Annotated in this window: 9 protein-coding genes and 2 pseudogenes; 7 read left to right on the top strand and 4 right to left on the bottom strand. The window is 62.5% G+C overall.

Going from position 1 to position 8,456, the window contains the following annotated elements; genetic code table 11:
- The first annotated feature begins 115 nt into the window (after window positions 1-115).
- From AC1Q6C_RS33225 to AC1Q6C_RS33255, 7 genes and pseudogenes are all read left to right on the top strand, one after another.
- Window positions 116-598 carry a hypothetical protein gene (locus AC1Q6C_RS33225; protein ID WP_223304636.1) on the top strand — a complete coding sequence of 161 codons (483 nt, stop codon included), beginning with the start codon at window positions 116-118 and terminating at the stop codon, window positions 596-598.
- 161 nt (window positions 599-759) lie between these two features.
- Window positions 760-1,554: a hypothetical protein gene (locus AC1Q6C_RS33230; protein ID WP_075836520.1), complete on the top strand. Its 795-nt coding sequence runs from the start codon at window positions 760-762 to the stop codon at window positions 1,552-1,554.
- Window positions 1,555-1,654: 100 nt separating this feature from the next.
- Window positions 1,655-2,464 carry a DnaE2-dependent mutagenesis accessory factor ImuA' gene (gene imuA' / locus AC1Q6C_RS33235; RefSeq protein ID WP_075836675.1) on the top strand — a complete coding sequence of 270 codons (810 nt, stop codon included), beginning with the start codon at window positions 1,655-1,657 and terminating at the stop codon, window positions 2,462-2,464.
- Window positions 2,465-2,535: 71 nt separating this feature from the next.
- Window positions 2,536-2,799: a hypothetical protein gene (locus tag AC1Q6C_RS33240; protein WP_223304635.1), complete on the top strand. Its 264-nt coding sequence runs from the start codon at window positions 2,536-2,538 to the stop codon at window positions 2,797-2,799.
- 85 nt (window positions 2,800-2,884) lie between these two features.
- Window positions 2,885-3,163 (top strand): hypothetical protein, encoded by a 279-nt coding sequence (locus AC1Q6C_RS33245; RefSeq protein ID WP_143542583.1) that lies wholly within the window; start codon window positions 2,885-2,887, stop codon window positions 3,161-3,163.
- Window positions 3,164-3,776: 613 nt separating this feature from the next.
- Window positions 3,777-3,894, top strand: a pseudogene (locus tag AC1Q6C_RS33250) (short chain dehydrogenase); the annotation flags it as partial.
- A gap of 440 nt (window positions 3,895-4,334) precedes the next feature.
- Window positions 4,335-5,222 (top strand): TolB family protein, encoded by an 888-nt coding sequence (locus tag AC1Q6C_RS33255; protein WP_075836514.1) that lies wholly within the window; start codon window positions 4,335-4,337, stop codon window positions 5,220-5,222.
- Between the two features lie 78 nt (window positions 5,223-5,300).
- Here the strand turns inward: AC1Q6C_RS33255 and AC1Q6C_RS33260 are convergent, their stop codons facing one another.
- From AC1Q6C_RS33260 to AC1Q6C_RS33275, 4 genes and pseudogenes are all read right to left on the bottom strand, one after another.
- Window positions 5,301-5,963, bottom strand: a complete 663-nt coding sequence (locus AC1Q6C_RS33260) for a TetR family transcriptional regulator (RefSeq protein WP_075836672.1) — start codon at window positions 5,961-5,963, stop codon at window positions 5,301-5,303.
- A 49-nt stretch (window positions 5,964-6,012) separates the two neighbouring features.
- Entirely contained in the window at window positions 6,013-6,921 is a 909-nt protein-coding gene (locus AC1Q6C_RS33265) for a hypothetical protein (protein ID WP_075836512.1), read from the bottom strand.
- 468 nt (window positions 6,922-7,389) lie between these two features.
- The gene (locus tag AC1Q6C_RS33270; RefSeq protein ID WP_075836510.1) at window positions 7,390-7,935 is read right to left on the bottom strand and encodes a hypothetical protein; all 546 of its coding nucleotides are present in this window, start codon (window positions 7,933-7,935) and stop codon (window positions 7,390-7,392) included.
- A gap of 46 nt (window positions 7,936-7,981) precedes the next feature.
- Window positions 7,982-8,456: pseudogene (locus AC1Q6C_RS33275) on the bottom strand (hypothetical protein); the annotation flags it as partial.

Below are 8,456 nucleotides of genomic sequence, written 5' to 3' on the forward strand. Positions count from 1 at the left end.
CACCCGCTGAGCCCGACGAATCAAGCGAAACGGAGGTCGCCTGAAACACCCTCATCCACAGGTCTTGACAATATCTCGTTTGAATTCCGCCCGATATCGAACGGAGACACCACAGATGAATACCACCACCGGCGACACCGCCCACCAGCACGGCAACGAATTCCCCACCCCCGCAGCGGAACCGGCAACAGGTTTCGACGCCGATAACCTCACAGCCGCAGACGAACTTGCGATCGACATCGGAAGAGTCGCGATCGAAGCCAGTGAAGGTGTCCCCTACGGCTCAGAGCCCGACGAGTTCTTCCTGGCAGCAGGGAAAGCTGTCTTCTACTGGCTACAACTCAACGGTCACCGGCGCATCACCACTGAAGAGGCGGACGAGATACGACAGGTGTCGAATTGCGCGCTTCAGTACGGCAACATCGCCAGCCGAGAAGCCGCCCGCCGTCTCCTCGCACGGTTCCTGGCAACCGAACCAGCGAACGTACTGGACCCCCACGAAGGTGGCGATTGGGAGGACGCGTGGCACACAATCGCCGATCTCGAAGACTGCGCAAGCCGCGCCGAAACCATTGCTCAGCAGGAAAACCCGACATGACGATGACACCCTTCGAAACGCCGAAGTCTAGTGCCTGCATTCTGGACGCTTCGTAGTAATCCACCTGTCATCCAAGAATGAATGATGCTGGCCGACAGAGCAATTAGAGATCACGGATCGGCCGGGCCGCATCCTCCCCTTCGCATCGAAAGTAAGCACATATGAGCACTATCGCCTCCACCCGGTCGCTGCTGGCGGACCGGATCAACTCTCTCGCCGCGATCTTCACCAGCGACACAGCCACCAAGGTGAAACTCGTCCTTCGCCAGGCATGGTGGCTGCTGCGCCCTGCCGTCCGTTTCGCTCTGCGCGTTGCCGCCTTCATGGTCCCGCTGGGATTCTCCCGATGGGTAGATCTCGACAGCATTCGCGCCGACTTCGTCGCCGCCGCCGGCACCTCACATCCGACACCAGTGGCCGCCTTCGACGCCTCCGATGCCGTGCTGCAGGCAGCGGAAGCGATCGGCTCCAGCGCCGCCGCTGCCACCTACGTGTGGTGGCTGGCCTGGCTCGCTGCCACCTGCGCGATCCTCCTGTCCGCAGTGTCGATCCTGGCATCGCCGCAGTCGAACCCTTCACCGCTGCTGACACGTTCACTGGCCCGGCTACCGCGCTACCTCGTACAGGACATCGCCGCGTTGCTGATCGCATGCGCGATCCTCGCCCACCTCGCCGGGGAAAGCACATACCTCTCCCGTGCGGACATGTGGCTCAACGCGGCACTTCTGGCTGCAGTGTTGTGGGCGACGATCGGCGCAGAAAAGCGGTGGATGCGCACATCCCCCTCGTTCCCGCTCCTCCCGGCTTCCCTCGGACGAGCGCAATTCACAGACCGCTCCGACCTCACACGCGACATCCCAGCGGACGAAGCGACAGACAGTCCTGGCGTCCGCACCAAACACATCGAGGGTGCGCCCCGTCCTCGTCGCGACGCAGATACCACCCTCGAGAACTAGACGCCGCGCTTACTCGGCCCAGACCTGTTCTTATCGAACTTGTGTTCGAGTATCCTGGGTGTGCGAGAAATACGCGCGAATCCAGGAAAGCGGGGCGACGGTGAGCCAACAGCCCCACTCATCAGCAACAACGGTGCTGACCAAGGCGGAAAAGCTCGAACAGCTACGCCGCAAGATGGCCTCGATCCCCGCCCGCTCGGACGGCACCGAACCAGCGACACCCTCGGTGATGCTCCGCCCAGTCGACGAGCGCGAGCCGACTCCGATCGTGGCCACGGCGCAATCAACCCTCCGAATGCTCCCGGTGCCGCCGCCGATCGGCGAACTACTTCCACGCGGAGGACTCGCACGAGGCACCGTCGTCAGCGTCTCCGGGGCGAACTCCGTCCTCATCGGCCTGCTTGCATCCGTCACAGCAGACGGCGGGCACGCAGCAGTGATCGGAATGCCCACTCTGGGACTACTCGCAGCCACGGAACAAGGTGCAGATTTGTCACGGATTGCACTGATCCCGGAGCCTCGGGACAGTGCAGTCGAGGTGGCAGCAGTCCTGCTTGACGGCATTGACCTGGTGATACTCGGACTTTCTGGTGCGGCCGTCACACCGTCGAGGGCGCGAGCAGTCGTCGCCAGGGCCAAATCCAAGGGCAATGTTCTCGTGGTCACTCAAGGGCAATGGGACGGCCCGGATCTGCGCATCGAATCAACAGTCGCCGGGTACAGCGGCCTGACTGCGGGGCGCGGGCGGGTGACGTCCGTCCAGCTCGACGTCGCGGCTACGGGGAAGGGGTTCCAACGGCGCACAGGACGGATGGAGATCCGCGAAGAGGCAGGGGTGTCCGTCTGGCGAGCGATCGCCCCGGCCGTCGACGCAGCACACAAGCCTGCCCCCCTGAAGAAGGCACTGTGATCAACACCAATCATTGGAACGAACGTTGGCCGGACCACCCTGTGATCAGGACATTCGACGAGCCGAGGGCAGTGAAAATCGACATCGGTCGGGCGCTGCCACTCGGACGCGGAGGAGCATCACGCGCCGATCATGTGAGTATGCGGGTGAAAACGTCCGCGCTGTACATGTCCGGATACCTGGACGGGGTTTTGAAATTCTGGGCGAAAATGCATGACGGACAGTGGCTCGGCGGAGTAACAGTGCACGTCACCGACGCCGGCGGAACCAACAGCGTCGAGATCGACATGCTCGTCACTGCCGACGCCATCACCGAAGTGCCATCGGTGAGCTGACCGGAAGGTTCAAGCGTCCAATCCTGCAGAAGCTGAGAATCTTTGCGCCAGGCAGGGCCGGCAGATCGGCGGTAGCGTTCACCGTGTGATGGCGATCTACACGACCTTGGCTTTGGTTATCGGTGTTGCTGTGCTGGCGCCCCGTTCTGTGGGCGGCAGAAAGAACCTGACCGCGGTGTTCGGCGGGACCGAGAATGAAGCAGTGCGATCCGGAACGCGTTGGGCGGTAGACATATTGGCTGCGGAGGGGATTTCTCCCTCGAAACAACCACTAGTCGCCATACGCGAGTTGCGTCGGGCGAATCGAGGATTGTCGCTCGCCGGGGCCAAGGTTCTTCACGACCAGCTGAAGCTCACGCACTAGCTCAGACGGCACCGCTGCGCCAACCACGCAGCTGTCGGGCGCACGAAAAGGGCCGGTGAACACAATGCTCACCGGCCCTGCACGTACAAACTCGACCTAGGTCACCACCCTGATGGCGTTCGCTACGGAATTCCCCCGAAACCCCATCCCGCCTCCCAGATACGTCCAGCAATCTGCGGCGACGCGGTGAGAGCCGTTCCGGCAACGCAGCTTCTGTGTGCCGTTCCCGCACAAGGCAATACATGCGCTTCGCCCGCTTGGTGTCGCTCGGTCGTGTTAGTCTGCTTGCCAGAGCCGACGTTGTACGGCTGACCCCGAGGTCTTCCAGATGCCCGCGTCATCGCAGCGGAGACGGTCGAGGGCAAGGTCCACCGGATCAATCAACGAATGCTCGTCACGACTTGTGGCGGTGCACGCGGGACATCGCCCATCCATCGTGATTGGAGCTCGACCGATGACAAAGAACTCCGGCCGGAAAAAAGCCGCACGCAAGTACCAGCAAGAACATCCCGGGACCACGTTCCCCGAAGCCATGCGGGCCGTGGCCAGGCCAACCACCGAACCAGTCTCCCCGCCCGACGGCTACGTTCTGCTCGACCGACTCGACCAAGACGGGGCACCGGTCCACGGCCGCCTCGTCAACACCTCTCCCGAGGCCTTCTTCTTCGGCAGCGCCGGACAGCCCGACTACGCGGAAGCCAAGGCCGGCATCACCGCTCTGACACCCAGCGTTCTGACACCGTCGGACAAAGAAGCGGTGAGTCGGAGCGCAACAATGATCGCGAGCTTGATCGAGAGGCTCGACGCACAAGACCGCGGAATGCTGCAGCGGGCGACCAGCGCAGTACGCGCAAAAGGCCCGCAAGGCAGTGAATACCGTTGGGGGAAGTCCACTCTGAACCCTAACTACCGCGCACTCCTCTTCCGCGACATCAACGACAATGGCCCAGTCAGCTTGCCGGGCGGCACGACGGTGCCAGAAAACATGAGAGAGGCGCCCGCCGTCGCCGCGGCCGCCCTCGAACCGACTCCCGGCGAGGACAGGACAGAGGCACCGAATCTGGAAGAGCCGGCACGGCAATCCAAATCAACGTCCACTCCCGAATGAGGCGAAGGCGAGCCACAAAAACCACAGGCGACGACGACGCCGTGATTCGTGCATGATCAGTTGATGCGTTTCTCCCGGCTGTTGCCCGTCTTCGTCGCATCTTCCATCGTTCTTGCAGGTTGCGCCGACGAACCGCCGCCAACTCCAGCACAGGCGATCATCTCTTTTGACGACGGCTGGGGCCAGATATTCGTGGCGAACATCGACGGCAGCGGTGTGCGACAGATATCCCCAACGGTCGGTGACGACAGCACAGACAGCCGATACGGCAATTTCGCCGCACTATCACCAGACGGAACCCAGCTGGCCTACACCCGCGGAGGAAGAAACATCGAACTCGTGGACCTAGATTCCGGTGAATCGCGCACTATTCGCGAAGGTGGCCACCAACCTGCCTTCTCCCCCGACGGGTCCCACATCGCGTTCAGCACCGGCAGCGGCATCAGCATCATGAACACCGACGGCTCCGACGTGCGCGTTGTCGCCGAGGAAGAGGGCGGATCCGATGCCACGTTCTCACCGGACGGCTCGCGGGTGGTCTTCAGAGTCGGCGGCTACATAGTCGAGACACCGGTGACGGGTGGAGAAACAAAGGTTGTTCTGCGGGACCAATTTTGGAACGCGGACCCCGCCTACTCGCCCGACGGTTCCACTCTGGTCTTCTCGAGCAATCGCGGCGGAAACAACGGATCGGAGATCTACTCGATGCCTGCCGGTGGTGGAGAGATCACGCCACTGACCGACACGTCCGCCGTGCATCCGAAGTTCACACCGGACGGTTCACGCATCCTCTACAACAGAGCAACGACGCTGTCGGGGGATGTGGTTGTCGATATTTCCACGGCTGAACGCACCGAGCTTGCATCCATGAACCCTGACGGCACCGACCAGAAGCGGCTGACGCCCCGTTCGATCACAGCCCAGATACCGAGCAGCGGCGGCGGACAGTGACATCACCAAGCGAACAATTTTCGATGGATGATTCCGGCATACGCGTCTGGGTGCGGCCCTAGATTCGTTCGGCCGTGTTCACAGGATCGCTCCTGCGATCATCCGGACGGCCGCCGGATCGGTTCCGCGCCACATCATCAGCAGATCATCGACACGCCTGATGATGGTGCCGTTCTCACCCAAACTCGCCGCAACTTTCACCGCGCCGACAAAACCGGCGCAGAGCGTGTCTGCGAGCCTGGACATGCTTTCGGCGCAGTCGAGGGAGCCTGAACGGATCGCGTCGATGACGATCGGCGTCAGGACTTCTGTCCATGCTTCGTAGGTGGCATACGCGTCGTTGAGTGACTGGTCGACGCTCAGGACGAGGCCGGCGCGGATGATCGCCTCGTTTTGGGTGCGGCGGGCGAGTTCGCGGTAAATCAGCAGTACTTGCCGGTCTGCGGGTTGACCGGTTGCGATCGCTTTCCCGACCGTCTCGGTGACTGCGTCAGACCAACGGCGGAACATCTCTCTTGCGATGGATTCCTTCTTCGAAAAGTGGAAGTACATCGCGCCTTTGGTGACCGGGGCGAGTGTGACGATGTCGTCGATGGAGGTGCCCGCGTACCCCGTTTTGCCGAACAGGGTTGCGGACGCTTCGAGGATCGCTTCGCGGGTGGCTTTCGCGCGCGGTTGCATCGGTGGACGACCAGTTTTGCCGTGGTCGATCTCCGAATCAGACTGGTTATGATCGTGCATGGTCACAGTCGCTTTCTGTGGCATTTGCCATCTCCAATGCCTCTGCCTTTCATATCTTTTCGATCTTCGGTAGCTCTCCGTACGCGTCAAGTTGCCCGGCGGCAATGTCGACAACATTGTCGAGGACCGGTTCGATGTTCTCGACTGCGGTCCGTGCGGCGGAGAGTTTCGCGACCTGCTCACGGGTACGGCGCGTACGGCGTTCGCGTTCCTTCGTCAGCTCGGCTCGACGTGCGGGTTCGGCAAGCTCGCGGTCGAAACTGTCGACGCGGTCAGCGATGTCGACCAGTCGTTGCGTTCCGGCCTTCACACGTTCGGTGCACGAGAGAACAGCAGCTTCGGCCGCGTCGATCTGCTCCCGGAAGTCGGGTACCGACGCCCCGGCCACCTGCTCGTACACGGCGCGCAGTTCTCCATCGAGGTGCACGCCGGCTTTGAACTGCTGCACGAGGTTCCACAGGGCCGCGTCGACGTCGATACCGGTGAGCCACCCTTCCCGGACTGCAGCAGAGCGCCTGATCGTCTCCGCGGCGTCGAGTGCCCGCACCAGGGGCCTCGCCAGCCGTGTGGGAGCGTTGACGATCTCGCCGGCGGTCACGATGTCGGGGCCTGCAGTCTTCACCTTGGCCGCGCCGCCGAGTCCGTAACCAGCGAGCGAAAGGCCGAGCCCCCCGAACACCGCCCATCCACCTGCCTGCACCAGCAAGTTGGTGGGTTCGTTGTTCGCCTCCTCCACCGCGGGGAAGAGAAGTTCGAACGGGTTCGTGCCCGCTGCCAGAAAACCGAGAGGGAGCGCCAGAATTCCGAGCGCCACCAGGACCGTCCCGATGACGAGGGCGATAGTCCCGAGGGCAGTGGCCACGTAAATCCATCGGTACCAACTGCCCGGACGAGCTAGCACGACCTGCCCAGCCGGTCGCGCCTTCAGCTCCTCGAGCTTTTTCTCCGGTGATGCCATGACCCCTCCTGTGCGCTCATCCAGCCGATGGCACTACCCACCCGCCGGCCTATGTCGATAACATCGCAATTGCCCGCCGACCCTCATCGGCGAGCCTCGGGCCGCCGGATCGACACTGACCTCTCGATTCGGTGGCCTGAACCATTGAGCAGAATGATCAACATTCCGGCACAACAGCTTTCGTACTCACTGAACTCTCAGCGCCACAAAGCTGCGACTGCCGCCCACGGCGGCTAAGGCACAGTCACCTTGACCTGCTGCTGAATATCAGCGCACTCCACAGAATCCATAGGTCCGTTCTACCCCGCACCCATTACATCTCCGCACACCCAAACACCCGCAGACCGCCGCACCCCGACACAATCGGCCCCAAAACGGAAAAGATGCGCCCCTCGACGGCATAGACGCAGAACGGAGCATGAATGTGGCGAAATACCGTGGTTCAGCCGTCGCCCGCCGCTTCGTGCGTCAAAGCAGAAACCCACGTTCTGCATCCGCAGCAACTCTCGCCACTACACGCGGCGCCCATCGATCATGGCCGAGCAGACTCCAGGTGGGGTCACCGTTGTCGAGCGGCGTCGCAGCCAACTGCACACGACGCACAAACCCGCCAATAGCCGGACATGACAACGCAATCCATCTCCACGAGCCATCGTCGGAGTCGATACCGAGACGGCCCATGACGCCACTCGAGATCACCGACACGTCACCGTTCACTCCCGCGAGAGCCTCCGCACCCACGTTGAGAACAGCCGTCCACGACTGCACCGGAGACTTCGGTCCACGCGGTGACGACTTCAGGCCGGATCTCGCGCGCTGCGGTTTCTCCATCACCGCTGCCACCGACTGCGCCCACACCGCCCCGCCGGTACCGGCCACCGGCAACGGATCCGATCGCACATGCCGGCGCATCTCCCGGCAACCGTCAACGACCTGCACCTCACCGACAGGCTGGGTCGCGAGCAGAAACTGCAACATCGACCCCACATCGCTGGTCTTACGTGCCTCCGACATCACAGCGCCGACCCGACCTCATACAGATGACGCGGAGTATCGCTCCTCATCGCGCTACCTTCCCTTGATCGAAAGATCCGTGGGCCAACGGATTCGGCGTATGCAGCGGATCCGGTCGGCCAATCAACGGGTGATCAACCAGAGGTGTCCCGACAATCGCCAGCCCGTCACGATGAACGGACAGACCCGAGATCGACGCGACCATCACCACCCGGCGGTCGAAGACAACCAGGACAATCGACGACGCTACAACGTGATCAGCACGCACCTTCCACACCCCACGCGCCCGCTCCCACAACTCCTCCGGCGCCAGGTCCGGCGCATACCCGACATGTACTCGCCCGAGCGGATCGTCGACGTCCGCCGACGCCGATTCCGCGAGCGTCACCCGCACAGCCGTAATACGCTGCGGAAACTCCATCGGCCGAAAATTGTGCAGCACCGCTGTCAATGGCCACGAAGTTCTCCCCGTAGGCGGCCAGTAGTTCTCCCCGCTGGTGGCCACGGGTTCTCCCCGGTGG

Source organism: Rhodococcus sp. MT28 (genome assembly GCF_058792695.1).

What these genes read in the sequence shown, in the direction of transcription:
- AC1Q6C_RS33265 (WP_075836512.1), bottom strand. Translation starts at nt 6,921, where the DNA reads ATGGCATCACCGGAGAAAAAGCTCGAGGAGCTGAAGGCGCGACCGGCT.
- AC1Q6C_RS33270 (WP_075836510.1), bottom strand. Translation starts at nt 7,935, where the DNA reads ATGTCGGAGGCACGTAAGACCAGCGATGTGGGGTCGATGTTGCAGTTT.
- AC1Q6C_RS33230 (WP_075836520.1), top strand. Translation starts at nt 760, where the DNA reads ATGAGCACTATCGCCTCCACCCGGTCGCTGCTGGCGGACCGGATCAAC.
- AC1Q6C_RS33225 (WP_223304636.1), top strand. Translation starts at nt 116, where the DNA reads ATGAATACCACCACCGGCGACACCGCCCACCAGCACGGCAACGAATTC.
- AC1Q6C_RS33260 (WP_075836672.1), bottom strand. Translation starts at nt 5,963, where the DNA reads ATGCACGATCATAACCAGTCTGATTCGGAGATCGACCACGGCAAAACT.
- AC1Q6C_RS33255 (WP_075836514.1), top strand. Translation starts at nt 4,335, where the DNA reads ATGCGTTTCTCCCGGCTGTTGCCCGTCTTCGTCGCATCTTCCATCGTT.